The following is a 23,737-nucleotide window of genomic DNA, read 5'->3' as shown; positions in this document are numbered from 1 at the left end:
TGAGCCGGGTCAGCGGCCCGCGCCCGTCGGGCGCCGTCTGCACGGCCAACGTCGCCGGTCCCTCCAGCGCCGCGCCCCACAGCGCCGCGGCCACCATCGTTTCGCCCAACGGGATCGGGGCCGCGTGCCGGGCGGCGAGCCGCACCAGCCCGAACGCCGCCGCCGGGTCCAGCCCGACCCCGCCCGCGTCCTCCGAAAGCAAGGCCAGCGGCAATCCCGCCGCCTCGACCGCCGTCCAGATTCCGGCCCGCCATTCGCCGCGGTCGGCGGCGGCCAGCGCCTCGCGGGTCGCCAGCCGGTCGAAGAGACGCGCGGCCTGTTCGGCGACGATGGCGCCGAGGTCTTCGGGATCGGAAAGGGGGGCGTCCGTCATCGGGGTCATCTCAGGCCGAGGCCGCGGGCGATCATGCCGCGCAGGATCTCCTGCGTGCCGCCGCGCAGCGTGAAGGAAGGGGCGCGGAGCACGGTCTCCGCGAGGCTCTGGGCGTAGTCGCCGGGCGCGTCCACGCCGGGCTCGACCCGCCGGATCCGGCGCGCGACCTCGGGGACCATCCGCTCGAACCCCGTGCCCACGTCCTTGACCAGCGCGGCCTGCGTCACCGGCGAGGCGCCGCCGTCGAGCATGGAAGACACCGAGGCAGACATCCGCCGCAACGCCGCCAGATGGGCGACCATGCGCCCGATCTCGGCCGCCTCCATCCGGTCGGGGGCCTCGCCGACCTCGTCGATCAGGGCGACCAGCAGGCGGATGTCCGACAGGTAGCGGTCGGGCCCCGCGCGCTCGAAGGCGAGCTCGGCGGTGACCATCGACCAGCCGTCGCCCTCTCCGCCCACCCGCATGTCGTCGGGCACGAAACAGTCGTCGAAAAACACCTCGTTGAACTCGTGGTTCCCGGCGAGGTCATGGATCGGGCGCGTGGTCAGCCCCGGCGAGGCCATGTCGATGACGAACTGGGTCAGCCCCGCATGGCGGCTTTCGCCTGCGTCCCCGGTCCGCACCAGCGCGATCAGGTAATGGGCGCGATGCGCGTTCGAGGTCCAGATCTTCGACCCGTTGATCCGCCAGCCGTCCCCGTCCCGCGTCGCCCGCGTGCGCACCGCGGCGAGGTCGGATCCCGAGCCCGGCTCCGACATCCCGATCCCGAAAAAGCAGGTTCCGGCGGCGATCCTGGGCAGGATCTCCGCCTTCGCGCGGGCCGAGCCGTGGCGCAGGATCTGCGGGCCCGACTGACGTTCCGCCACCCAATGCGCGCCGCACGGGGCGCCGGCGGCCAGCATCTCCTCGGCGATGGCGAAGCGGACCAGCGCCGGCCAGCCCTTGCCGCCGAATTCCGTCGGAAACCCGGTGGCGACGAACCCCGCCGCCCCGGCGCGCGCCGAGAACCCGGCGTCGAAACTGGTCCAGGTGGTCCGATGGGGCTCGAAGCGGCCGGCCGCGCGTTCCTGCGCCAGGAACGCGCGGACGCCGGCGCGCGCCGCTTCCGCCTCGGCCGGCAGGCGTGCGCCCGCGAACCGGAAAGCTTGCATGTCGTCTCCTCCCGGACGCGCCGTGGCGGACTGTGATCGTCCGCTCTCCGGGCTGCGTCCCCCTGTCGGGACCAGACCGCGCATCGGGCCGGCTTGCAATGCGCGTGCACATGCGTGATTAACAATATCATGGATGTGAAAAACGGAACCCTGCGATGACCCGGCCCAGTCCCCATGACGCGCAGATGCTCGCCGCCCCCGATCCCGTGCCGCGCGGCGCGGGCGCGGTGAAGTCGGCCGGCAGGGTGCTTCAGGTGCTGGAGTTCTTCGAGAATGTCCGCCGCCCGGCGCGCGCCACCGAGATCTCCGAGGCGCTGGAGATGCCCCAGTCCTCGACCTCGATCCTGATGCGCTCGCTCCGCGATCTGGGCTATCTCGACTACGATCACGCCACGCGGACCTTCCTGCCCTCGCCGCGGGTGTCGCTGCTCGGCGCATGGCTCGACGGCGGTCCGATCCGCGACGGGCGCCTGACAAGGATGATGGAGCGGCTGACCGAGCAGACCGGCAAGACCAGCCTGCTGTCCGCACGCAACGGCATCTTCGCGCAATACATCTACGCCGTGCCCTCGCGCTCCACGATGCGGTTCCACGTGACCATCGGCGCGCGGCGGCTGCTGGTCTGGTCGGCGGCGGGCTTCATGCTGATGACCGGGCTGGAGGACGCCGAGATCCGCGCCCTCACAAGGCGCACCGCGGCCGAGGTCCCCGATTTCCGGATCCGCGCCGACGAGGTGCTGGCGAATGTGGAGCAGGCCCGGCGCGACGGACATTTCCTGTCGCGCGGGCTGGTCACGCCGGGGGCGGGGGCCATCGCGCTGCGCCTGCCCGACGGGGTCGACGCCGCCGGGCGGCCGCTGGCGCTGGCCTTCGGCGGTCTTCAGGACCATCTGGAGCAGGAGGAGACGGCGCTGGTCGCCGCGATGCGCGAGGGCGTTGCGAACTACCTCAAGCCCGGCGACTGAGGCGGGCCGCCGCCGCTCAGTCGCCCGGCCCCTTCGCCAGCAGCCGGTCCCCGCGCCGCCAGTACCACAGCGCCACGTAGCGCACCGCAGCCAGCAGGAAGACGTTGGCCAGCACCCACAGCTCGGGCGCCTCGGGGGAGATGTAGAGGAAGCCGACGAAGGCCAGGATATAGCCGATCCGCAGCACGTTCGACATCGCCAGCGAGCGGAAGGTCAGGATCGCGTACATCGCCGGACCCGCCGCGATGCTGAGCGTCTGGCCGATGGTCAGCAGGATGTAGAACGCCCAGGCCGGCATCATCTCGAAATCATGCCGCAGCAGCAGCAGCATGATGATCGCGTTGCCCGTCGCGGCGGCGGCGGAGAAGAAGATCAGCTCCAGCGGTCCGGAGCCCATGGAGCGACGGCCGCCGTCGAGCCGCTGCAGGAAGTCCCTGAGCCGGCCCTTGAGCCCGCCGCGCCCGCCGGCATCGCCGCCCATGCCGCCGTCGGCGGGCCCCGCGGCCTTCGCGGCCGGGTTCGGCCCCGATGTCGTGACCTGCGCCCGCCCGGTGCCGAGGCGGAAGATGCGCTGGAACTCCTGGCTCTGCTCGGAGATGAAGTTGAGCTTCATGATGGTATTGAAGATCGCCAGCGCCGCCGGGCCGTAGAGGTGTTGGATCAGCAGGTTGACGCCGTTGTAGAACGACGCCTCGATCGTGTAGCTGAAGAAGATCAGGCCGAGCCGGCGCGGCCGGATCCGCAGGAACATCGGCGCGCGCAGGATGCGTCCGGGCGCGCGCGCGCCCATGGTGCGCAGGAAGATCGCGGCGCAGGTCGCGACCCACAGCACGCCGCCGAGCCACAGCGCCATGTCCGGCGTGGCCCCCAGGCACAGCAGCCCGACCCCGAAGAAATGCATGAACGGCGGCATCATCAGCGGAGCAGGCCGCGGCCGGCCGGCGGAGCGCAGGTAGCGCCCCGCGACCACCGCCGCCGAGAACATCACGCCGTTGAACAGCTCCAGTCCGTAGGGAATGCCCGCCCCCCAGGCGACGCCCGCCAGGCACAGGCTGGGAAACCAGAACGTCAGCCAGGTCTTGAAGACCCGCGCGCGCAGCGTCGCGCCTTCGGGCGACGCGCCCCTGCGGCCGCTGCGCGACAGCCTCAGCAGCGTGTGGTCGGACCCGAAGCGGGTCAGCACCGAGATGATCACCGCGAGGCTGAAGCCCGCGAGATAGGTGCCGTAGGTCGCCGCCTCGCCGATGCCCACCAGATAGAAGGCGCCGAAGAAGGAGACGACCGAGCTGGCGCCCCGGATGATCCCGAAGGCGAGCACGTCGCGCCGCGCGGCCGCGCCGTCTGATTTGGGGCCTGATTTGGGGCCGGATCCGCGGTCGCTCATCGGCGGGTCTCCCGCCGCGCCGAAGGGCGGACGTGGCTGTTGCGCGCGGGATGCGGGCGGAGGGACGGGGCGGTGATGGACAAGGGCTCAGAACCTCGGCGCTGCGCGGTGTCTCGCCGGCCTAGCCGCCGGGCCGGGACCTGTCCAGATGGGCTTTTGGCGCCGCAGCAAAAGGGCGCGGCCGGGGTCAGGCGGCGTTCATCCGCCCGGCCCCGGCGGCGCGTCTCAGGTTGTGCCAACCGGGGTCAGCGGCGAGCCGACCGCCCCCGGCAGCCGCAGCGGCGGGGCGGTCAGGAAGAACCGCGACCGGCCAGAAGCGCGCAGATGGGCGGCGAGCGGCGTCAGATGCCAGAGCTCGCCGAGATGCACGCCCAGCTTGAACAGGCAGTGCTCATGCAGCGGCAGGACCGCGTGCTTGCCCTCGCCGGGGCGCGAGGGATGCCCCTCCACCGCGTAATTGTCGGCGATCAGCACCGCAGCGCCCGAGTCCGTCACCCAGTTCAGCAGTTTCGAGTCGCGCCCGTCCAACACGGCGCAGGCGTCGTGCAGGATGTCGATGGACGGCTTGCGGTCCATTTCCAGGACCCGCTGCGCCCAGCCGGTGTGGAAGCAGACCATGTCGCCTTCCTCCACCTCCACGCCGTCGGCCTCCATCACCCGCATCAGGGCGTCGTAGCCGACATAGGCGCGGGCGTCGCCGAGATGGTGGCGCAGGTCGACCATCACGCCGCGGCCCTGCACGCAGGTCGCCGCCATGTTCTCGATGCCGAGGCGGTCGGCGTGAGACCCCTCGAAGTCGGAGCAGTCATGCCCATGGGTCACCGCGGGGCCCACCACATGCTCGCCGGCCTTCCAGCCGTTGTAGTAGACCACCTCCGCCTCGCCGTCGCCGTCGGCGTCGAAGAGGGCGCCGACATGGGCCAGCGCGTCCCATTGGGTCGAATACTGAGTGTGCAGCAGGACGGCATCGTCCGAGACCACATCGGTGAAATCCGGCCCGTTCACCGCGAGCGGCTGGTTGTACCAGGCCTGACCCGCCGTCGTGGCGGTGGCGAAGAGCCGGGGCGGATGCCGGCGTTCGTTCAGCTGGTTCCCGCCCGGGAAATCGAGGGGCAGCGACAGGCACCAGGACCTTCCGTCCCGCACTTCGGTCACCGCGCGCCTCGTCCGCTCTGGCGTCAGCAGGGCGAGCCGCCCGGTCTGGTCATCCTCGCCGAAATCGCCCCAGGTCGAGCCCTCGGGCCGGTTGGTCCAACGCTTGGTCATCATCGGTCCTCAGAACAGGGTCATCAGGCGGACATGGTCGTTGAGCGGCTCCGGCGCCCCTTCGTAGACCACCGCCCCGGTCTTGATCACCATCGCCCGGTCGGCGACCGGCAGGCTCAGCTTGACGTTCTGCTCGACCATCAGGATCGAGGCGCCGAGATCCCTGTTGATGGTCTTGATCGCCTCCATCACCCGCTCCACCAGATTGGGGGCGAGCCCGATGGAGGGTTCGTCGAGGATCAGCACCCGCGGCCCGTGCATCAGCGCCATGCCGATCGCCAGCATCTGCTGCTGCCCGCCCGAGAAGGTGCCCGCCACCTGGCCGGCGCGCTCCTTGAGAATCGGGAACAGCGAATAGACCTGCTCCAGCCGCCCGGCCATCTTCGAGCCGTCCGTCTCCGAAAACGCCCCAAGCTCCAGATTGTCGCGCACCGTCAGCGTCTTGAAGATGCCGTGGCCCTGCGGGACATAGGCGATGCCGTCCGCCACGTTCGCGGCAGGCGTGCGCCCGGCGATGTCGCGGCCGTCGAGCAGGACCTGACCCTCCATCGGCTTGATCAGCCCGAAGATGGTCGACATCAGCGTGGTCTTGCCGGCGCCGTTATGGCCCAGCACCAGCAGGATCTCGCCGGTGTTGAGCGCCAGATCCACGCCGTGCACCGCGCGCTTCTTGCCGTAGCCCGACACCAGCGCCTTGGTCTCCAGGATCGCGGTCATTTGAAATACCTCGCGGCGAGCTCGGGGTCGTTCATCAGCGCCTCCGGCGTGCCCGTCGCCATCGCGCGCCCCTCGTCGAGGAAATAGACCGTGTCGCAGAGCTCTTTGATCACGTCGAGATTGTGCTCGATGATGCACACCGTCTTGCCGTTCTGGGCGAGGCGGCGGATCACCGGGAAGATCTCCTGCAAGGTGGTCTGGTCGAGGCCCGACATCGGCTCGTCGAAGAGCAGCACCTCGGCCCCGGTGGCGAGCAGACGGGCGACGACGAGGAGTTTCTCTTCGGCGTAGGACAGGTCCTCGGCGGTCTCGTGGGCCTTCTTGTCCAGCTCCACGAAGCGCAGGATCTCCATGGCGCGGGCGGCGTTGGCGCGCTCCTCCGCCCGGACCTTCACGGGACGCAGGAAGACCGAGGCGAGGCTGTCGCCGGACTGGCGGGGCAGGGCGACCACCACGTTTTCCAGCACCGTCATCTTGGTGAAAAGCCGCAGGTCCTGGAACGACCGGGCGACGCCGGCGCCGACCAGCTCATGCGGCTTCTTCGCGCCGACGGGCTTGCCGTGCAGCAGGATCTCGCCCGACGTCGGGCGCAGGAACCCGGTCAGCAGGTTGAACGCCGTGGTCTTGCCGGCGCCGTTGGGACCGAGGAGCCCGGTGATCTGGCCCTTCCTGAGTTCAATCGAAAAGTCCGAGATCGCCGTGATGCCGCCGAAGGTCTTCTTCAGCGCGCGGCCTTCCAGCGTCACCGAACCGGGCGCCCCGGCGCCGCCCTCGAACAGGGAGGAGGCGTCGCCGCCCGCCGCCGCATCCACCGGCACGAACATCGCCTTCTTCCCCCGCGGCTCGGGCAAGAGGCCGTCGGGGCGGAAGCGCAGCACCAGCATCAGCACCAGGCCGTAGGCGATCAGGCGCATCTTGTCGGCGATATCGACGGGCAGCGGCGCGAATTTCAGCGCCTCGGGCAGGATCACCAGGATCGCCGCGCCGAGGATCGAGCCCCAGAGGTTCCCGGCCCCGCCGAGGATGACCATGGCGAGGATGTAGATGGTCTCGTCGATGGTGAAGCTGTCGGCCCCGACATAGGTGAAATACCGCGCGAAGAGCGAGCCTGCGACCGCCGCCAGCGCCGCCGAAACCGCGAAGACGGTGACCTTCATGTAGAGGATGTTCTTGCCGACCGCCTGCGCCGCCGCCTCGTTTTCGCGCATCGCGCGCAGCGCCCGCCCGAAGGGGGAGCGCGTCAGCCGCCGGCACACCCAGAAGCAGCCCACCGCCGCAATGGCGGCCACCACGAGGAACGCTCCGGGCGTGTCGATGCGAACTCCGAAGAACTCGTATTGCGGAATGCCGGAGATGCCGTCGGTGCCGCCGGTCAGCTCCTTCCAGTTCATCGCCACCTGCAGGACGATGATCTGCAAGGCCACCGAGATCACCACCAGGTAGTGGCCCGAGACCCTGAGCGCCGGAATGGCGATCAGCACCGACATCGAGGACGCGACCACCACCGAAATGATCAGCGGGATGGGGAAGGGCAGACCCAGCGTGCCCGCCCCGATGGCCGTGCCGTAGGCGCCGAGCGCGTAAAGCGCCGCCTGGGACAGGGCGAAGAGCCCGCCGAAGCCGACCAGCAGGTTGAACGACGTCGCCAGGATCGAATAGAGGCAGAACATCGCGAGGACGTGGAGGACGTATTCCATGCTGGGTTTCTCCTCAGCGCCGAGCCATGGAGAACAGGCCCTCGGGCCTGACCAGGATCATGATGTAGAGGACGACGAAGGCGATGGACTGCTGCCACTCGGTCGGGATCTGCCAGAGGCCGAGGCTCTCGACGAGGCCGAGCAGCATCCCTCCCGCGGCGGCGCCGCGCAGCGAGCCGACGCCGCCCACGATCACCGCGACGAAGCCCATGAAGACCGCGGCGAAGCCCATATGGGTCGAGGCGCCGTCCTTCAGCAGGATCAGCGTGGCGGGCACGGCCGAGAGCATCGAGCCGATGGCGAAGACCAGCAGCGTCACCTTGAACGTGTCGATGCCGATGATCCGCGCCATGTCCGGATCGTCGGTCATCGCGAGGATCGCCTTGCCGTAGCGGGTGCGCTTGAGGAACAGGCTCAGCCCCCCCGCCAGCGCCACGAAGGATCCCACCTGCCAGAGGTGGATCGAGGTGAAGAACACCGGCCCGAGGAAATAGATGTCGTAATCCAGGTCCACCACCCGCACCCCGGTCCCGAAGAGGATGCCCACCGTGTTCTCGAGCACGATGTAGAGGCCCAGCGACGCGATCAGCGGGGCCAGCGGCGGCGCGCGGTTGATCTCGAGCGGCCGGTAGAGCAGCAGATAGGTCACCACCCCCAGCGCCACCGCGGTGGCGATGGCCGCGATCAGCCCCAGCCAGATCGGCAGGCCGAGCCCGCCCGACACCCCCCAGGCCACATAGGCGGCGAAGGTGAAGATCGGCCCGAAGGCGAAATGCACGATGCGGGTGGTGGCGAAGATCAGTCCGAAACCGACGCCCAGCAGCGCGTAATGCGCGCCGTTGATCACGCCGTTGACGAACAGTTGCAGCAGCAGGTCCATGCGGGGGAGGCTTTCCGGAGGAGGGGCCGGGGAACGGGGCCGGTCAGGGAAGGGGGGGGCGAAGCGCGCCGCCCGCCCGGATCAGGCGTCGTTTTGGCGGGCGCCGGGGGCGGGCGTCGCGGCGCAGGCGGGGGACCGTTGGAAACCGGGGCCGGGGGTCAAGCGGAAGGGGCGCGTCGACGCCCCTTCCTACCGCAACGCCTCGGGGCGGGACCCCCTGGGGTGTCGCGGGATCCGCCGCGGCGCCGGCCCGGTCGCCCGAAGGCCGCCGGGCGCGGGCCGCCGGTCGCGTCACTCGCGGTCGATGTACTTCTCGAAATGGCTCTTGCCGTCCTTGACCGAGAACAGGGCGACGCGCTTCTTCGCCACGCCGTTGTCCTGGTAGGTCATGGTCCCGCCATAGACCGAGTCGAAGGTCGGGTTGGCTTCGATCTCGGCGGCCAGCTTGTCGCCCTTCCAGTAGTCGCCGCCCTTGGCGCGGGCGCGCCTGATGGCCTCCGCCAGAACGTAGACGTCCTCGTAGTAGTTGGCCGCGTAGAATTCGGGGGCTTCGCCGTAGCGCTTTTCGTAGCCGTCGGCGAAGTCCTTGGACCAGCCCTCGGTCGGGGCGAAATAATCGGTGGTGTACTCGTAGCCGTCCGAATACTTGCCGGCCACCGACTGGATGTCCTGGTTGAACTCGATGCCGATGATCGGCGCCGTCACCCCGAATTCCCGCAGACGCTTCAGCGCCAGACCCGGATCGGGGGAGAACAGCCACAGCGCCACCCAATCGGGCTTCGACGCACGGATCTTCGCGGCCTGGGTGTCGATGTTGGCCGCGCCCACATCCATGAACTCGGTGGCCGCGATGGTGCCGCCGCCTTCTTTCCACATCGGGTCGACCTGGGCGATCACGCTCTCGCCCGCGTCCGACTTCCACGCCAGCTGGGCCATCTTCTCGAGCCCCAGCTCCTTCGCCCGCGACGCCGCCGCCTGGCCGAGGTCCGCGGCCAGCGAGCGGTTGTGGTAGAGATACTTCGACGCCCCGATCAGCGCCGCCGACACGCCGCCGCCGTTGAGCAGCAGGATGCCCTTTTCGTCCGCGATCGGCGCGATGGCGAGCGTGGGGGGCGAGAACGAGGTCAGCACCGCCTGCACGCCATGGATGTTGATCAGGCGGGTCATCGCCGACACGCCTTCCTTGGCGACGCCGGACTTGTGATCCTCGATGATCGCTTCCATGGGGATGCCGTCGATCCCGCCGGCGGCGTTGATCTCCTCGACCGCCTGCAGCACCGCCTGGCTCATCACCTTGCCATACCAGTCGGCCTTGCCGGACATGGCGAGGATCGCGCCGAAGCGGAAGGCATCGGGGTCCTTGGGCGCGTCGGCGGCGCTGGCGGCGTGGGGGGCGGCGAGGCCGCCGAGCGCCAGAGCGCCCGCGGCGAGCCAGGACATGGCTGCGCGTCTCTTCATGATGTTCCTCCCTGGCGGGTCATCTTGGCGACCCTGCTTGTGTCCGTATGTCGGACATTTGTCCGTATAAAAGGACGCAAGCCTGCGGTCGGTGTCAACAGGAGATTGAATGCGTCGCGCTACCAGTCCATGCCCGCCGCCAGCGCCGGCGCCGCGCCGCGCATGATGGGGATATGGTGGGCGCGCAGCCGCTCCGGCCCCTCGCGCCCTGACGACACCGACACCGCGAGCCCGGCCAGAACCCGCCCGCCCCGGCCCAGAATCGGGATGCCGCAGGACCGGATGCCGAGCTGGACCTCCTCGTCGACCACTGCGCAGCCCTCTTCCCGCACCCGGTCGAGTTCCCTGCGCAGCGCATCGGGGTCGGTGACGGTGCGCGGCGTCATCGCGGGCAGGGGATGGCAGGCGAGCCAGCGGTCCAGCGCCGTCGCGTCCAGCCCCGCCAACAGCACGCGCCCCAGCGCCGAGCAGGACGCCGGCAGCCGCGCCCCCACCTCTAGCCGCGTCGCGTAGATCCGCCGGACCTCCACCCGCGCCACATAGACCACGTCGGCCCCGTCGAGCACGCCGACCGACACGCTTTCGTCCAGCGTCTCGCTCAAGCCCTGCAGCAGGGCGGCGGAGGCGTCGCCCAGCCCCAGCCGGTCCAGATATCCGTTGGAAAAGCCCAGCACCTTGGGCGTCAGCCAGAATCGCTTGCCGTCCGAATCGACGAAGCGGCGCCCCTTCAGCGTCAGCAGCAGGCGGCGCGCGGTGCCTCGGCTGAGCCCGGTGGCGGCGGCGACTTCGCTGAGCGTCAGGCGACCCCGGCTCTCGGCCGGCGCGCCCGACAACGCGGCCAGCACCTCCAGCCCGCGGGCCAGCGCCTCCACATGGTCCGGGTCGCGCCGCGGCGCCTCGTCGTCAGCCAAACGCCTGCGCCTCCTGCGCAAATGCGAACCGCCCGCCTCCGGAACGGGGCGGGCGGTGCAAGGCTAGCGACGCCTGACGCGGACGACAAGCGTCCGCATCGCGGACAATTACGCGATGGTGGCCAGCATCCCGGCCATCACCTTGCCGCGCAGCGCCAGCGAAGGGACGTGGATATGCTCCGACAGGGTGTGCATCAGGTCGCCCTCGACCCCCAGCCCGTCCAGCGTCGGGATCCCCATCGCGCCGGTGAAATTGCCGTCCGAACCGCCGCCCGAGCTCTCGTGCCGGAACGGCATGCCCACCGCCTTGTGGAAGGCCTCCGCCATCTCGATCAGCTTGAAGGTGCCGGCGTCAGGCTCCCAGACCGGCCGGGTCACCGACCGCTCCACCATGAAGTCGTTGGTGTTGAGCGCCAGCATCGCCTCGACCCCCTTGTCGAGGTCCTCCTGCTTCTTGGCCATCGACAGCACTTCGGCCTGCGCCTCCGAGGACACGCAGTTCACCCACTGGCCGGCGCGCAGCACGCTGACCGAGAAGGTGCAGTCGGGCGTGGTCATCTCCTCGATCTGGACGATGCGCTTGCACATCTCCCGGATCGCGGACTTGCCCTCGGACAGACGCGCGCCGGCATGGGACGGCGTGCCGGTGGTGGCGATCTTGAAGCGCGCGATGGCGTAGCGGCCCGAGGTGACGCCCCCGTCCTTGCGGCCCGGTTCGGGCACCAGCACCACCTTGGCGCGCGCGGCCTCGGCCTCGATCAGGTCGCGGACCGACGGCGTCCCGATCTCTTCGTCAGGCGTGGCGAGGAAGGTTATCGGCAGATGGGTCGGGATGCCCGCGGCCATCAGCTGGCGGATCGCCTCCAGCGACAGGTACGACCCGCCCTTCATGTCGCAGATGCCCGGCCCGTAGGCCTTGTCGCCCTCGCGCCGGAACGGGAGTTTTTCCAGCGTGCCGACCGGGTGCACGGTATCGAAATGGCCGAGGATCAGGATGCCGGGCACATTCGGGGTGGGGTGCGGAAACCGCGCCCGCACGCTGTCGCCGAGGCCCATGCGGCCGGGGATCCGCTCCACCGTCGCGCCCATGATGGCGAAGTCCCGGCACAGGATGTCCATCATCCGGTTGACCGCGACGGGGTCGAAGGTCGGGCTTTCGCATTCCACCCATTTGCGCAGGCCGGCCAGCATGTGGTCCGCGTCGAAGGGCAGAGCCGAGATATCCATGTGGTTTTCCTCATACGGGTTCGTTTGGCGGGCGGCCGCCCGCGTTTGGGGGCCGCCCCGCGCGCAGGGCGGCCCCATCCGTTCGATGTCGGGGGCGGGGATCAGCCCAGCGCGGGCTCGACGCCGGCGACGGGGCGGAACTTGCCGAAGTCCCAGTGACGGCCGGGCGCGGCCTCGATCAGGGTGCGGGTGTATTCGGTGCGCGGATTGGCCAGCACCTCGCCCGCCGGCCCGTATTCGACCACCACGCCGCGCTGCATCACCATCACGTCGTCGCAGATCTGGGCGGCGACGCGCAGGTCATGGGTGATGAACAGGATCGCGATGCCCATCCGCTGCTGGATCTCGTCCAGCAGCTTCAGCACCTGGTCCTGCACCGAGACGTCGAGCGCCGACACCGCCTCGTCCGCCACCAGCAGATCGGGGTCCATGGCGAGCGCGCGGGCGATGGCGATGCGCTGGCGCTGCCCGCCCGAGAACTGGTGCGGGAAGCGGTCGACGGCGGACGCCGGCAGGCCGACCAGCTCCAGCAGCTCCTTCGCCCGCGCCATGGCCTGGGCCTTCGGCACCCCGAAATTGGTCGGGCCTTCGGTGATCGACTCGCCGACCTCGATCCGGGGGTTGAGCGAGCGGAACGGGTCCTGGAACACGATCTGGACCCGCTTCCTGTGCGGCTTCAGCGCCGATTGCGGGATGGTCGCGATCTCGGTCCCCGAGACCGTGACCGTGCCCGAGGTCGGATCGATCAGCCGCACGATGCAACGCGCCACGGTCGACTTGCCCGATCCGCTCTCGCCCACGATGCCCAGCGTCCGGCCCGGCTGCAGGTTCAGCGTCACGTCGTTGGCGGCCACCGTCTCCTTCTTGCCGCCGAAAAGCTTGGCGGTCGAATAGACCTTGCGCAGCGCCTTGGTCTCGAGCGCGGGATGCTCGGCGTCGGCCGGGATCGGGCGGGGTTCGCGCGGGATCAGGCTCGGCACCGCCATCAGCAGGTCGCGGCTGTATTGCGTCTTCGGCCGGCGCAGCAGGTCGTCGACCGGCTGCACCTCCATCACTTCGCCGAGCTTCAGGACCGTCACGTCGTCGGCGATCTCGGACACCACGCCCATGTCATGGGTGATGAACAGGACCGCCGTGCCCTGCTGCTCGCGCAGCTCGCGGATCAGCTTGAGGATCTGGGCCTGGGTGGTCACGTCGAGCGCCGTCGTCGGCTCGTCCGCGATCAGCAGCCGCGGCTTCAGGATCAGCGCCATCGCGATCATGATGCGCTGGCGCTGGCCGCCCGACAGCTGGTGGGGGAAGGAGTTGTAGATGCGCGTCACGTCGGGCAGGTGCACCATCTCCATCATCTCCAGCACCCGCTTGCGGCGGTCGCCCGAGCCCGAGGACGAATGCGCGTCCAGCACCTCCATGATCTGCGCGCCGACCCGCATGACGGGGTTCAGCGCCGTCATCGGCTCCTGGAAGATCATCGCCATGTCGGTGGCGCGCAGCTGGCGCAGGCGGCGCGGAGAGGCGGAGAGCAGGTCCTCCCCCCCCAGCTCGATCGTGCCCGAGATCGCCTTCAGCACCGAGGGCAGCAGCCCCATGGTGGCGAGCGAGGTCAGGGACTTGCCCGACCCGCTCTCGCCCACCAGGCACATGGTCTCGCCGGCGCGGATCTTCAGGTCGATCCCCTTGACCACCTGGGCCTCCGGATCGCCGTTCAGCGCGATGCGCAAGTCCTTGACGTCGAGGACGGTCGAGCTCATCGGTCGATCCCCCGCTTGGCCATGCGGGGATCGAGCGCGTCGCGCACGGCGTCGCCCAGCAGGTTGATGGACAGGATGGCCACGGACAGCACCAGGCCGGGCCAGAGGATGATGCCGGGGTTGATCGGGAAATAGACCCGGCCCTCGGCCATGATGTTGCCCCAGGTCGGGGTCTGCGGATTGATGCCGGCGCCGAGGAACGACAGGATCGCCTCCACCAGGATCGCCGAGGCGCAGATATAGGTGCCCTGCACGATCAGCGGCGGCACCGTGTTGGGCAGCAGATGGCGCTTGAGGATCCGCCAGGTCGGCGTGCCGAGCGAGATCGCGGCCTCCACATAAGGCTCCTCCTTGGCCGACAGCACTACGGAGCGCACGAGGCGCACCACGCGCGGCACTTCGGGGATGGTGATCGCGACCATCACCGTCCACAGGCTCGCGCCCGACAGCGCCACGATGGCGATGGCGAGCAGGATCGAGGGGATCGCCATCAGCCCGTCGACGATGCGCATCAGCACCGCGTCGAAGCGCCGGAAGAAGCCGGCGGCGAGGCCGATCAGCAGCCCGACCGCGGTGGCGAAGATCGCCGAGCCGACGCCGACGATGAGCGAGATCCGCGCCCCGTAGATCACCCGGCTGAGCAGGTCGCGCCCATAGGCGTCGGTGCCGAGCAGGAAATCCGCGCTCGGCGGCTTCAGGCGGGTGGCGGGCGACAGGCGGATCGGGTCATGCGGCGCGATCAGGGGGGCGAAGATCGCCATCAGGACGATCAGCGTCAGCATCACCGAGGCGATGGACGTGACCGGGCCGGAGAAGAAGATGGCCCGCAGCTTCGAGAACCCCGAAGGGCCGTCCGACGGCGTGGCGGGGGCTTGCGCAATGCCGGTCATGCGTAGCGGATCCTCGGGTCAAGCAGAACATAGGCGATGTCGATGATCAGGTTGATCAGCACATAGACCAGCGAGGCGAGCAGAATGACCGCCTGGATCACCGGATAGTCGCGCGCGAGCACCGCATCGACGGTCAGCCGGCCGATGCCGGGCAGGTTGAACACGCTCTCGGTCACCACCACGCCGGAGATGATCAGGGCGAAGCCGATGCCGATCACGGTGACGATGGGCACCGCGCAGTTGCGCAGCGCGTGGCGCATCAGGACCCGGCCCTCGCGCAGGCCCTTGGCCCGCGCGGTGCGCACGTAGTCCTCGCCCATCACTTCGAGCATCGAGGTGCGGGTGATGCGCGCGATCAGCGCGATATAGAGCAGCGTCAGCGTGAAGGTGGGCAGGGCGATGCGCTCGGCGAACGGGCCGAACCCGTCGAAGATCGACTTGAAGCCCTGCACGGGCAGCCATCTCAGCTCCATCGCGAAGATCTGGATCATCACATAGGCGATCACGAAGACCGGCACCGAGAAGCCCAGCACCGAGATCGCCATCACCAGACGGTCGATGAAGGTGCCCTGCTTCCAGGCCGCGATCACGCCGAGCGGCACGGCGATCAGGATGGCGAGCACGATGGTGGTCAGCGCGAGGCTCACCGTCGGCTCCAGCCGGCCCATGATCATGTCGATCACCGGCGTGCCCGACAGGATCGAGGTGCCGAAATCGCCATGGAACAGGCGCGAGATCCAGTCGAAGAATTGCAGATAGATCGGGTCGTTGAGGCCGAGGCGCTCGCGGATGGCCTCGAGCTGCTCGGGCGTCGCGGCGTCGCCGGCGATGATCGCGGCCGGATCGCCGGGCGACAGACGCAGCAGCAGGAACACGAAGAGCGCGACGAATCCCATCACCGGCACGGCGGCCAGGATTCGTTGCGCGATGTATCGGAGCATGGTGGGCCTCTCGGGCTGGTCAGGGTCCGGGGGTCCGGCGGGGGCCGGCGGGGGGCCGTGCTCGGGCCGGCGGGGCGCGGGGGCCGTGGTCGGGCCCCCGCAGCATTCGGGGGCCTGCGTTCGGGGGCCTGCGGTCAGGTCGGACGGAGATTCGCGGGCCCCGCGATCAGGCGGGGCCCGCGAGGATCCGGATCACTCCTTCGAGATGTTCCAGAAGAACGGGGCCGGGCCGTCCAGCACGCCGGTGAGGTTGGTCGACCACGCCGCCGGGGAGGTGAACTGGCCGGCGGGGAGGTACATCACCTCGTCATAGGCGAGCGCCTGCAGTTCTTCCGCGATGGCCTTCTGCTCTTCGGCCGTGCCGGCGCGGGCATAGGCGTCGCGCAGCTCCTCGGCCTCGGGGACGGTCGGCCAGCCGAACCAGCCGCCCTTCTCGGGGCCGCGGCCGTTGACCATGTTGTTGGCGATCGGGTTGAACACGTCCGCGCCCACCCAGGTGGTGAAGAACAGGTTCCAGCCGCCCTCGGCGACCGGGGCCTGCGACGCGCGACGGCCGACCAGCGTCTGCCAGTCCATCGCCTGCAGGTCGACGGTGAAGCCCGCATCGCGCAGCGCCTGCGCCGCGACCACCGGCTGGGTGTTGAGCGAGCCGACGTCGGTCGGATGCATGATCACCACCGGGGTGCCGTCATAGCCGGATTCCTTGAGCAAGGCCTTGGCCTTGTCCATGTCGTCCTTCTCCATCACGCCCTCGGCGCCCACCGACGTCTCCAGCGGCGTGCCGCACAGGAACATCGCGCCGCAGACCCGGTAATAGTCGGGATTGCCGATCATCGCGTCCATGACGTCCTGCTGGCTCATCGCCACCAGCGCGGCCTGCCGGACCTTCTTGTTGTCGAACGGAGGATGCAGGAAGTTCGGCCTGCCGATGGTGACCGAGCCCATCTTGTTGATCACCCGGATGTCGATGTCCGGGTTGGTCTCCAGGATCGGCAGCAGATCGTAGGGCGGCTGCTCCCAGTAGTCGATCTCGTTCGACATCAGGGCGTTGAGCGCGGTCTGCGCGTCCGACATCACGACCCATTCGACCCGGTCGACCTTGACCACCTTGCCGCCCGACGCCCATGAGGGCTCTTCCTCGCGCGGCTTGTAGCCTTCGAACTTCTCGTAGACCGTGATGACGCCCGGCTGGAACTCGTCGGCCTTGAACGTGAAGGGGCCGGACCCGATCTGCTCGGGGATCGGCTCGGTCGACGGCGTCTCGGCCAGCCGCTTGGGCATGATGAACGGCACGTTCGACGAGGGCTTGGCGATGGAGCCGAGCAGAAGGCCGTAGGGCTCCTTCAGCTTGATCTCGAATACCTTGTCGTCGACCGCGACCATCTCGGACACATAGTCCATGAGCTTCTGGCCCATGCCGTCGCGCGACCCCCAGCGCTTCAACGAGGCGACGGCGTCTTCGGAGGTCACCGGCGTGCCGTCGTGGAACATGAGGCCGTCGCGAAGCGTGAAGGTCCAGGTCAGCTGGTCGTCGGACACGGACCAGCTGTCGGCCATCTGCGGCTTGATCTCGAAATTCTCGTCGAGCGCCAGCAGGGTGTCGAAGACCATGTAGCCGTGGTTGCGGCTCATGTAGGCGGTGGTGATGATCGGGTCGAGCACGCGGAGCGAGGAGTGCATGACCACCCGGAGCGTCTCGGCGCTGACCGGCAGGCCCACGCCCATCGCGGCCATCGCGGCCGCGGCCATCAGAGCGGCCCGGGCGCGCCGCGAAGCCGGCGGCCGAACGAGGGCCTTCATTCCATCGAGCATATGAGTGTCTCTCCTGTGGGTGATGCCGGCCTCTGACGCGCTTGACGTGGTCCGGGCGCTCGGGCCGTTTGCTGCAACGCGAAAGAAGGTTGCGGGCGGGGGCGGTTCGTTGTCAATGTCCACACCTATCAAAACCGTCGACAAACGACAGCCGACACGCTTCCCTGCCTGAAAGGTTCGCACGCAAATGACTATGGCGCCTCTCGATGATGCAGCCCGCGCCGCTATCCGCGCCGCCGTTGATGCCAACTTCGCGACGCAGACTGCGTTTCTCGCCGATTTCGTCCGAATCCCTTCCCTGCGGTTCGAGGAAGGCCCCGCGCAGGACTTCATGGCCGCCGCGTTGCGCGACCGGGGCTATTGCGTCGACGACTGGAAGATCGACCTCTCCGATCTGGAGTCCCTTCGGGGGTATGGACCAATCGAGGGTGATTTCTCGCGCGCCCGCACCGTCGTCGGCTCCCACCGGCCGGCGGATGTGCATGGCCGCTCGCTGATCCTGCAGGGGCATCTCGACGTGGTGCCCGCCGGCCCGGCCGAGATGTGGGAGACGCCGCCCTTCGATCCCGTGATCAAGGACGGCTTCATGCACGGCCGGGGCGCCTGCGACATGAAATCGGGCACGGTCTCCGCGCTTTTCGCGCTCGACGCCCTGCGCTCGGCCGGCTACGAGCCCGCCGCCACCGTGCATTTCCAGTCGGTGATCGAAGAGGAATCCACCGGCCTCGGCGCGCTTTCGACGCTGCAGCGCGGCTACCGGGCCGATCTCGCCTTCATCCCCGAACCGACCGGCTTCCGCTTCCTGCGCGCCCAGGTCGGGGTGATCTGGTTCAAGCTGAAGGTCCGCGGCAAGCCGGTGCATGTCTCGGTCGCGGGCGAAGGTTCCAACGCCATCACCGCCGCCTTCGACATGATCAACGCGGTCAAGGGCCTCGAGATCATCTGGAACGAGCGCGCCAAGGAGCATCCGAATTTCAAGGACGTGGTGCATCCGCTGAACTTCAACCCGGGCAAGATCGCGGGCGGCGACTGGGCGTCCTCCGTCCCCGCCTGGTGCGATGTCGATTGCCGCATCGGCGTGCTGCCCGGCCAGGACCTGGCCCAGGCCCGTCGCGAGATCGAGGATTGCGTCACCGCCGCCGCCCGCACCCATCCGTTCCTCGCCAATTCGCCGCCCGAGGTCGTGTGGAACGGCTTCATGTCCGAAGGCTGGGTGCTGGAAGGCGCCGAGGAGCCGGAGGCCGAATTCCGCGCCACCTGGGCCGAAGTGTTCGGCGACGCGCCGCTGATCGAGAACAACAACACCGGCCTCACCGACACCCGCTTCTACCCCTATTACGGCGTGCCGGCGGTGTGCTGGGGCCCCAAGGGCGTGAACATCCACGGCTTCGACGAGAAGGTGGACCTCGCCTCGGTGAAAACCTGCACCGAGACCATCGCGCTCTTCATCGCCCGCTGGTGCGGCCTCAACAAGCTGGAGGGCTGAGCATGGCGGCGCCCCGCATAGCCATCGGCGGTTTCCTGCACGAGACCAACACCTTCGCCCCCTCCAAGGCCACGCTGGACGACTTCCGCTCCGGCGGCGGCTCGGGGCGGATGGTGGAGGGCGCGGACGTCATCGCCAGCACCGAAAAGATCAACGCCGGCATCGCCGGCGCGATCGAGATCGGCCGGGCCGAGGGGTGGGAGCTGATCCCCACCCTCTTCGCCGCCACCTCCCCCTCCGCCCATGTGACCGAGGAGGCGTTCGAGACCATCACCGGCCGGATCATGGAACTGGTCGCAGCCGCCATGCCGCTCGACGGCGTTTTCATGGACCTGCACGGGGCGATGGTGACCGAGCATCACGACGACGGCGAGGGCGAGTTCCTCCGCCGTCTGCGCGACGTGGTGGGGCCGGACGTGCCGGTCTCGGTCACGCTCGACCTCCACGCCAATGTCAGCCCGCTGATGGTGGAGAAGGCGGATATTCTCGAGTCCTACCGCACCTATCCCCATGTCGACATGGCCGAAACCGGCCGCCGCGCCGCCCGCAGCCTGTCGAAGATGCTGGGCGGGACCCGCTTTCCCAAGGCGTTCCTTCAGGCCCCCTATCTCTCGGCCATCGCCTGGCAGTGCACCGACATGGACCCGGCCAGACGCCTTTACGCGCAGCTGGAATCGCTGGTCGACGGCGAGACGGTGGAGGCGGTGAGCTTCAACATGGGCTTCCCGGCCGCCGACTTCGCCGATTGCGGCATGTCGGTCGTGGCCTATGGGCCGGGCGCCGACGCCGCCGCCAGCGCCCTGATGCTCGCCGTCGTCGCGGCCGAGGCCGATTTCGCCGGCAAGGTCTGGAGCCCGGAAGAGGGCGTCGCCGAGGCCATGCGCCTCGCCAGGACCGCGTCGAAGCCGGTCATCATCTCCGACACGCAGGACAATCCAGGCGCGGGCGCGGACTCGGACACGATGGGGATGCTCAAGGCCCTGATCGCGGCGGACGCTACGGCGGCCATCGGCAATGTCTTCGACCCCGAAAGCGCCGCCGCGGCCCATGCGGCGGGCGTCGGCGCGACGGTGCGCCTGTCGCTGGGCGCCAAGTCGAAATGGCCCGGCGACAGCCCGCTGGAGGCGGAGTTCACGGTCGAACAGCTCTCCGACGGGACCTTCGAGGCCAAGGGGCCCTATTATCTCGGGCGGATGATGCAGATGGGCGAGTCGGCCCGGCTGCGCATCGGGAACGTCTCGGTGGTCGTGGTCTCGGCCAAGGCGCAGATGGCGGATCGCGAGATGTTCCGCCAGGTCGGCATCGACCCGGAGGATCAGTCGCTGCTGGTGGTGAAATCCTCGGTGCATTTCCGCGCCGATTTCGCCCCCATCGCCGAGACCATCCTGGTCTGCGCCGCCCCCGGCCCGATGGCGGTCGATCCGGCCACGCTGCCCTGGACCAGGCTGCGCGCCGGCGTGCGTCCCGGCCCGTTCGCGGCGCCCTTCGCGGCGCAACGAGCCTGACCTGCGCTCAGCATGGCCCTACCAGACGTTAGGGCACGGCCAGGGCGGGGACGCTGGACCCCCGCCCGGCCTGGCGTCTAGGCTTCCGCTCAATCCGCGCCGCCCCCCGGGGTCGAGACGCGGAACGTCCGGGAGGAGACGCCCATGCCGCGCACCGCCGCGAAGCCCGACGCCCCGCGAAGGCGCCCGCGCGGTGGATGACGCCGGAGCCCGCTCCGACATCACCGCATGGCTGACGCGTCTGGGCGCCGCCGGGTCCGACCCGGCGGCGCTCGAACCCTGTTTCGCCCCTGACGCCCATTGGCGCGACCTCGCCTGCCTGCGCCCGCGCTTCGCCACCGTCTCCGGGCCCGAGGCCTGCGCCGCCGCCCTCGCCCCCGCCCTGACCGCCCACGCCGCCCGCGGTTTTCGCGTCTCGCCCGACCGTCACGGCCCGGTGCGGGTGGAACGCGCCGGGGTCATGGTCTCCGAGGCGGTGCTCGATTTCGACTGCGATCTGGGCGCCGGAGAGGCCGTGGTCCGCCTGATCCCCGGCCCCGACGGTCCGGTCGCGTGGATCCTGCTGACTTCGCTGCTGGACTGGTCCGAGGCACGCCCCCCCATCTCCGCCGCGCCGTCGGGCGGGCATCGCGATTTCACGGCGCCCAACTGGGCCGACCGCCGGGCCGCCGCGCAGGATTACGCCGACCGCGACCCGGAGGTGCTGATCGTGGGCGGCGGCCATGCCGGGATCGTCGCCGCGGCCTGTCTCAACCAGGCCGGAGTGGACGCGCTGATCGTCGACCGCATGGCGCGCGTCGGGGACAACTGGCGCCTGCGCTACCACGCGCTCGCGCTGCACAATCAGAAGAACAGCAACACCATGCCGTTCCTCGATTTCCCCACCACCTTCCCCCCCTACATCCCCAAGGACCTGATCGCCGACTGGCTGGAATTCTACGTCCGCATGCTGGAGGTCAACTTCTGGACCTCCGCCGAGTTCGGCGGCGCCGTGCGCGACGAGGAAGCGGGCGTCTGGGAGGCGAGGGTGACGCGCGAGGGGCAGGCGCCCCGGATCATGCGGCCCCGGCATATCATCATGGCGACCTCCGTCTCCGGCACGCCGAACATTCCGCGGATCCCGGGGATGGAGGGGTTCGGGGGCGAGGTCGTCCATTCCTCCGGCTTCCGCTCGGCCGAGCCATGGCGGGGGCGTGGGGTGATCGTGATGGGGACCGGGACGTCGGCCCATGACATCGCCCAGGACCTGCATGCGAAGGGGGCGCGGGTGACCATGTCCCAACGCTCCCCCTCGCTGGTCACGCAGGTCGAACCCTCCGCCCAGCTCTTCGACGGCATCTTCTTCGGGCCAGGCCCGGCGCCGGCGGATCGCGACCTGCTCGCCCTCGCCCTGCCGCTGGAGCCGATGAAGCAGGCCCACAGGATCCTGACGAAAAAGTCGGTGGAGATCGACCGGCCGCTGCTCGACGGGTTGGAGGCGGTCGGCTTCCGGCTGGATTTCGGCGAGGACGGCACCGGCTGGCCGCTGAAATACCGGACCCGGGGCGGGGGCTACTACTTCAACATCGGCTGCTCCGACCTGATCGCGGCCCGAGAAATCGGCCTGATCCAGACCGCCGAGATCGCGGGGTGGGAGGCGACGGGCGCCCGCATGGCCGATGGGCGGCTGATCGAGGCCGAGCTCGTGGTGCTCGCCACCGGCTACAAAGGGCTCGAGCACATGGTGGCGCAGCTCTTCGGCGCGGAGGTCGCCGCGCGCACCGGCCAGATCTGGGGGTTCGACGCGGAGCAGGAATTGGCCAACATGTGGACCCGCACGCCGCAGCCGGGGCTCTGGTTCACCGGCGGCGCCTACAGCCAGGTGCGGATGTTCTCGCGGATGCTCGCCCGTCAGATCGGGCAGGAGCTGGGGCAGGGGGGCTAGAGCACCCGCCGCCCCTCCCGCCAGGCCTCGGCCACATGGGCGACGCCCGCCACCCGCCGCACCCGGATCAGGTCGGCGCGCAGGCCGGGAACCAGCGCCCCGCGGTCGTCCAGCCCCGCGGCCCGCGCCGGCGCCGAGGTGACCATCGCCACGGCGGCCGCCAGGTCCTGCGGCAGCTCCGGGTCCGCGGCCATCGCGAAGGCCGCATCCACCAGGCTTCGCGGCACGTAGTCCGACGCGAGGATATCCAGAAGCCCCGCCGCCGCCAGATCCCGCGCCGCGACATTGCCGGTCATCGAGCCGCCCCTTACCAGGTTCGGCCCCCCCGCGATCACCGCCATGCCGGCCGCCCTGGCGGCCCGGGCCGCGGCGAGCGTGGTGGGGAATTCCGAGATCGAGACGCCCTCGGCCGCGGCCTGGGCCACATGCGCCTCGCTCGCATCGTCATGGCTCATCAGGGCGACCCCCCGCGCCCGCGCCGCCGCCGCGCAATGCGCCCGGATCGAGGGGCCGAGCCGCGCCGAGCGGTCCAGCAGCGCGTCGCGCCGCGCGATCATCTCGTCGAGGCTGACGTCGATGTTCTCCGCCATCCGCCGCGTCCAGCGCGCCATGTCCGGGCTCTGCCGGTCGCCGGGCGCGTGGTCCATGAGCGAGATCAGTCCGAGGCCGGGGCGGTCCAGCGCCGCGTGGAGCAGGGCCGGCGTCTCGGGGTCGGAGATCTCGCAGCGCAGGTGCAGCAGATGCTCGGCCCGCATCAGGCCGAGGCGGGCCGCGGTTTCCAGCGCGTCGAGCGCGGGGACCAGCAGGTCCCGCCGCTCGGACTGGCGGATCGCGGCGCCGACGGAGAGCGAGTCGTAGACCGTGGTGATCCCCGCCGCGATAACCTGCGCGTCATAGGCGAGCGCCGCGCCCAGCGGATCCCAGGGCGCGGTGACGCGGGGATGCAGGTGCTTTTCGATATGGTCGGTGTGCAGGTCGATGAGGCCGGGGAGGATGTAGTCGCCCTCGCCCCCCGCCGCGGCGTCCTCGGGGGCGTCGCCCAGCGGCTCGATGGCGGCGATCCGCCCAGCCTCCAGACGCAGACGGCCGAACACCACTCCGTCCGGCAGCGCCAGAAGCGCGGGGCCGAGACGCCCGTCCGCGGGGCGGGCGTCGGGCGCGGGAGCGGAGCGGCCATCCATCGAAATCTCCTCGGGTCTCGGCGCATCGGGTCGGGGCATTGCGAGCGCGCGACCCTGCGCAGGGATCGCGACGCCATGATGACCATCGCGTCCGACGGGAATGAGACGCGGCGGCAAGCGCCCCGGCCCCCGCGCGCCGCGGGCGCCTCGCCGCCGCGCGCGGAACGTCTGCGCGGCGCTTCGCTCCACCGCCGCGCAGGCGCCGCGTCCACGTC

The 23,737-nt window shown here is 69.8% G+C and carries 18 protein-coding genes and 1 pseudogene; 4 read left to right on the top strand and 15 right to left on the bottom strand.

What is annotated here, in order from left to right:
• Window positions 1-373: pseudogene (locus ACTB72_RS11640) on the bottom strand (hypothetical protein); the annotation flags it as partial.
• A 5-nt stretch (window positions 374-378) separates the two neighbouring features.
• On the bottom strand, window positions 379-1,527 hold the full coding sequence (locus ACTB72_RS11635; protein ID WP_463037160.1) for an acyl-CoA dehydrogenase family protein: 1,149 nt from the start codon (window positions 1,525-1,527) through the stop codon (window positions 379-381).
• Between the two features lie 155 nt (window positions 1,528-1,682).
• Between ACTB72_RS11635 and ACTB72_RS11630 the strand changes: the two genes are divergently transcribed.
• The gene (locus ACTB72_RS11630) at window positions 1,683-2,492 is read left to right on the top strand and encodes an IclR family transcriptional regulator (RefSeq protein WP_463037159.1); all 810 of its coding nucleotides are present in this window, start codon (window positions 1,683-1,685) and stop codon (window positions 2,490-2,492) included.
• 16 nt (window positions 2,493-2,508) lie between these two features.
• On the opposite strand, the gene ACTB72_RS11625 is transcribed toward ACTB72_RS11630, so the two are convergent.
• The 12 genes from ACTB72_RS11625 to ACTB72_RS11570 form a co-directional block, all read right to left on the bottom strand.
• The gene (locus tag ACTB72_RS11625) at window positions 2,509-3,876 is read right to left on the bottom strand and encodes a hypothetical protein (RefSeq protein ID WP_463037158.1); all 1,368 of its coding nucleotides are present in this window, start codon (window positions 3,874-3,876) and stop codon (window positions 2,509-2,511) included.
• 225 nt (window positions 3,877-4,101) lie between these two features.
• Window positions 4,102-5,142 (bottom strand): cyclase family protein, encoded by a 1,041-nt coding sequence (locus ACTB72_RS11620; protein ID WP_463037157.1) that lies wholly within the window; start codon window positions 5,140-5,142, stop codon window positions 4,102-4,104.
• 9 nt (window positions 5,143-5,151) lie between these two features.
• Window positions 5,152-5,859 carry an ABC transporter ATP-binding protein gene (locus ACTB72_RS11615; protein ID WP_463037156.1) on the bottom strand — a complete coding sequence of 236 codons (708 nt, stop codon included), beginning with the start codon at window positions 5,857-5,859 and terminating at the stop codon, window positions 5,152-5,154.
• Complete coding sequence (locus tag ACTB72_RS11610; RefSeq protein WP_463037155.1) at window positions 5,856-7,556, bottom strand: branched-chain amino acid ABC transporter ATP-binding protein/permease; 1,701 nt, start codon at window positions 7,554-7,556, stop codon at window positions 5,856-5,858. The genes ACTB72_RS11615 and ACTB72_RS11610 overlap by 4 nt, the downstream gene beginning before the upstream one ends.
• A gap of 13 nt (window positions 7,557-7,569) precedes the next feature.
• Window positions 7,570-8,436 (bottom strand): branched-chain amino acid ABC transporter permease, encoded by an 867-nt coding sequence (locus tag ACTB72_RS11605; protein ID WP_463037154.1) that lies wholly within the window; start codon window positions 8,434-8,436, stop codon window positions 7,570-7,572.
• A 291-nt stretch (window positions 8,437-8,727) separates the two neighbouring features.
• Window positions 8,728-9,894, bottom strand: a complete 1,167-nt coding sequence (locus ACTB72_RS11600) for an ABC transporter substrate-binding protein (protein WP_463037153.1) — start codon at window positions 9,892-9,894, stop codon at window positions 8,728-8,730.
• A gap of 119 nt (window positions 9,895-10,013) precedes the next feature.
• Entirely contained in the window at window positions 10,014-10,805 is a 792-nt protein-coding gene (locus ACTB72_RS11595; RefSeq protein WP_463037152.1) for an IclR family transcriptional regulator domain-containing protein, read from the bottom strand.
• Between the two features lie 108 nt (window positions 10,806-10,913).
• Window positions 10,914-12,032 carry a M20/M25/M40 family metallo-hydrolase gene (locus ACTB72_RS11590; RefSeq protein ID WP_463037151.1) on the bottom strand — a complete coding sequence of 373 codons (1,119 nt, stop codon included), beginning with the start codon at window positions 12,030-12,032 and terminating at the stop codon, window positions 10,914-10,916.
• 101 nt (window positions 12,033-12,133) lie between these two features.
• Complete coding sequence (locus tag ACTB72_RS11585; RefSeq protein WP_463037150.1) at window positions 12,134-13,783, bottom strand: dipeptide ABC transporter ATP-binding protein; 1,650 nt, start codon at window positions 13,781-13,783, stop codon at window positions 12,134-12,136.
• Window positions 13,780-14,673, bottom strand: coding sequence for an ABC transporter permease (locus tag ACTB72_RS11580; protein ID WP_463037149.1), 894 nt, complete (start codon window positions 14,671-14,673; stop codon window positions 13,780-13,782). Before ACTB72_RS11580 ends, ACTB72_RS11585 begins: the two co-directional genes overlap by 4 nt.
• Entirely contained in the window at window positions 14,670-15,614 is a 945-nt protein-coding gene (locus tag ACTB72_RS11575; RefSeq protein ID WP_463037148.1) for an ABC transporter permease, read from the bottom strand. Before ACTB72_RS11575 ends, ACTB72_RS11580 begins: the two co-directional genes overlap by 4 nt.
• 192 nt (window positions 15,615-15,806) lie before the next feature.
• Window positions 15,807-17,363 (bottom strand): ABC transporter substrate-binding protein, encoded by a 1,557-nt coding sequence (locus tag ACTB72_RS11570; RefSeq protein WP_463037147.1) that lies wholly within the window; start codon window positions 17,361-17,363, stop codon window positions 15,807-15,809.
• Window positions 17,364-17,613: 250 nt separating this feature from the next.
• On the opposite strand from ACTB72_RS11570, the gene ACTB72_RS11565 reads away from it, so the two are divergent.
• The 3 genes from ACTB72_RS11565 (at window position 17,614) to ACTB72_RS11555 (ending at window position 22,341) form a co-directional block, all read left to right on the top strand.
• Window positions 17,614-18,912 carry an ArgE/DapE family deacylase gene (locus tag ACTB72_RS11565; protein WP_463037146.1) on the top strand — a complete coding sequence of 433 codons (1,299 nt, stop codon included), beginning with the start codon at window positions 17,614-17,616 and terminating at the stop codon, window positions 18,910-18,912.
• A 2-nt stretch (window positions 18,913-18,914) separates the two neighbouring features.
• Window positions 18,915-20,417 (top strand): M81 family metallopeptidase, encoded by a 1,503-nt coding sequence (locus ACTB72_RS11560; protein ID WP_463037145.1) that lies wholly within the window; start codon window positions 18,915-18,917, stop codon window positions 20,415-20,417.
• Between the two features lie 193 nt (window positions 20,418-20,610).
• Window positions 20,611-22,341 (top strand): flavin-containing monooxygenase, encoded by a 1,731-nt coding sequence (locus ACTB72_RS11555; protein WP_463037144.1) that lies wholly within the window; start codon window positions 20,611-20,613, stop codon window positions 22,339-22,341.
• Here ACTB72_RS11555 and ACTB72_RS11550 read toward each other — a convergent pair.
• Window positions 22,338-23,522 (bottom strand): alpha-D-ribose 1-methylphosphonate 5-triphosphate diphosphatase, encoded by a 1,185-nt coding sequence (locus ACTB72_RS11550; RefSeq protein WP_463037143.1) that lies wholly within the window; start codon window positions 23,520-23,522, stop codon window positions 22,338-22,340. The genes ACTB72_RS11555 and ACTB72_RS11550 overlap by 4 nt on opposite strands.
• Window positions 23,523-23,737 lie beyond the last annotated feature (215 nt).

The sequence above is a fragment of the Albimonas sp. genome (assembly GCF_055129145.1).
This window is presented reverse-complemented; position numbering and strand designations above follow the sequence as displayed.

What these genes read in the sequence shown, in the direction of transcription:
- ACTB72_RS11615 (WP_463037156.1), bottom strand. Translation starts at nt 5,859, where the DNA reads ATGACCGCGATCCTGGAGACCAAGGCGCTGGTGTCGGGCTACGGCAAG.
- ACTB72_RS11580 (WP_463037149.1), bottom strand. Translation starts at nt 14,673, where the DNA reads ATGACCGGCATTGCGCAAGCCCCCGCCACGCCGTCGGACGGCCCTTCG.
- ACTB72_RS11575 (WP_463037148.1), bottom strand. Translation starts at nt 15,614, where the DNA reads ATGCTCCGATACATCGCGCAACGAATCCTGGCCGCCGTGCCGGTGATG.
- ACTB72_RS11590 (WP_463037151.1), bottom strand. Translation starts at nt 12,032, where the DNA reads ATGGATATCTCGGCTCTGCCCTTCGACGCGGACCACATGCTGGCCGGC.
- ACTB72_RS11560 (WP_463037145.1), top strand. Translation starts at nt 18,915, where the DNA reads ATGGCGGCGCCCCGCATAGCCATCGGCGGTTTCCTGCACGAGACCAAC.
- ACTB72_RS11620 (WP_463037157.1), bottom strand. Translation starts at nt 5,142, where the DNA reads ATGACCAAGCGTTGGACCAACCGGCCCGAGGGCTCGACCTGGGGCGAT.
- ACTB72_RS11565 (WP_463037146.1), top strand. Translation starts at nt 17,614, where the DNA reads ATGACTATGGCGCCTCTCGATGATGCAGCCCGCGCCGCTATCCGCGCC.
- ACTB72_RS11600 (WP_463037153.1), bottom strand. Translation starts at nt 9,894, where the DNA reads ATGAAGAGACGCGCAGCCATGTCCTGGCTCGCCGCGGGCGCTCTGGCG.
- ACTB72_RS11550 (WP_463037143.1), bottom strand. Translation starts at nt 23,522, where the DNA reads ATGGATGGCCGCTCCGCTCCCGCGCCCGACGCCCGCCCCGCGGACGGG.
- ACTB72_RS11585 (WP_463037150.1), bottom strand. Translation starts at nt 13,783, where the DNA reads ATGAGCTCGACCGTCCTCGACGTCAAGGACTTGCGCATCGCGCTGAAC.
- ACTB72_RS11635 (WP_463037160.1), bottom strand. Translation starts at nt 1,527, where the DNA reads ATGCAAGCTTTCCGGTTCGCGGGCGCACGCCTGCCGGCCGAGGCGGAA.
- ACTB72_RS11605 (WP_463037154.1), bottom strand. Translation starts at nt 8,436, where the DNA reads ATGGACCTGCTGCTGCAACTGTTCGTCAACGGCGTGATCAACGGCGCG.
- ACTB72_RS11610 (WP_463037155.1), bottom strand. Translation starts at nt 7,556, where the DNA reads ATGGAATACGTCCTCCACGTCCTCGCGATGTTCTGCCTCTATTCGATC.
- ACTB72_RS11570 (WP_463037147.1), bottom strand. Translation starts at nt 17,363, where the DNA reads ATGGCCGCGGCCGCGATGGCCGCGATGGGCGTGGGCCTGCCGGTCAGC.
- ACTB72_RS11625 (WP_463037158.1), bottom strand. Translation starts at nt 3,876, where the DNA reads ATGAGCGACCGCGGATCCGGCCCCAAATCAGGCCCCAAATCAGACGGC.
- ACTB72_RS11630 (WP_463037159.1), top strand. Translation starts at nt 1,683, where the DNA reads ATGACCCGGCCCAGTCCCCATGACGCGCAGATGCTCGCCGCCCCCGAT.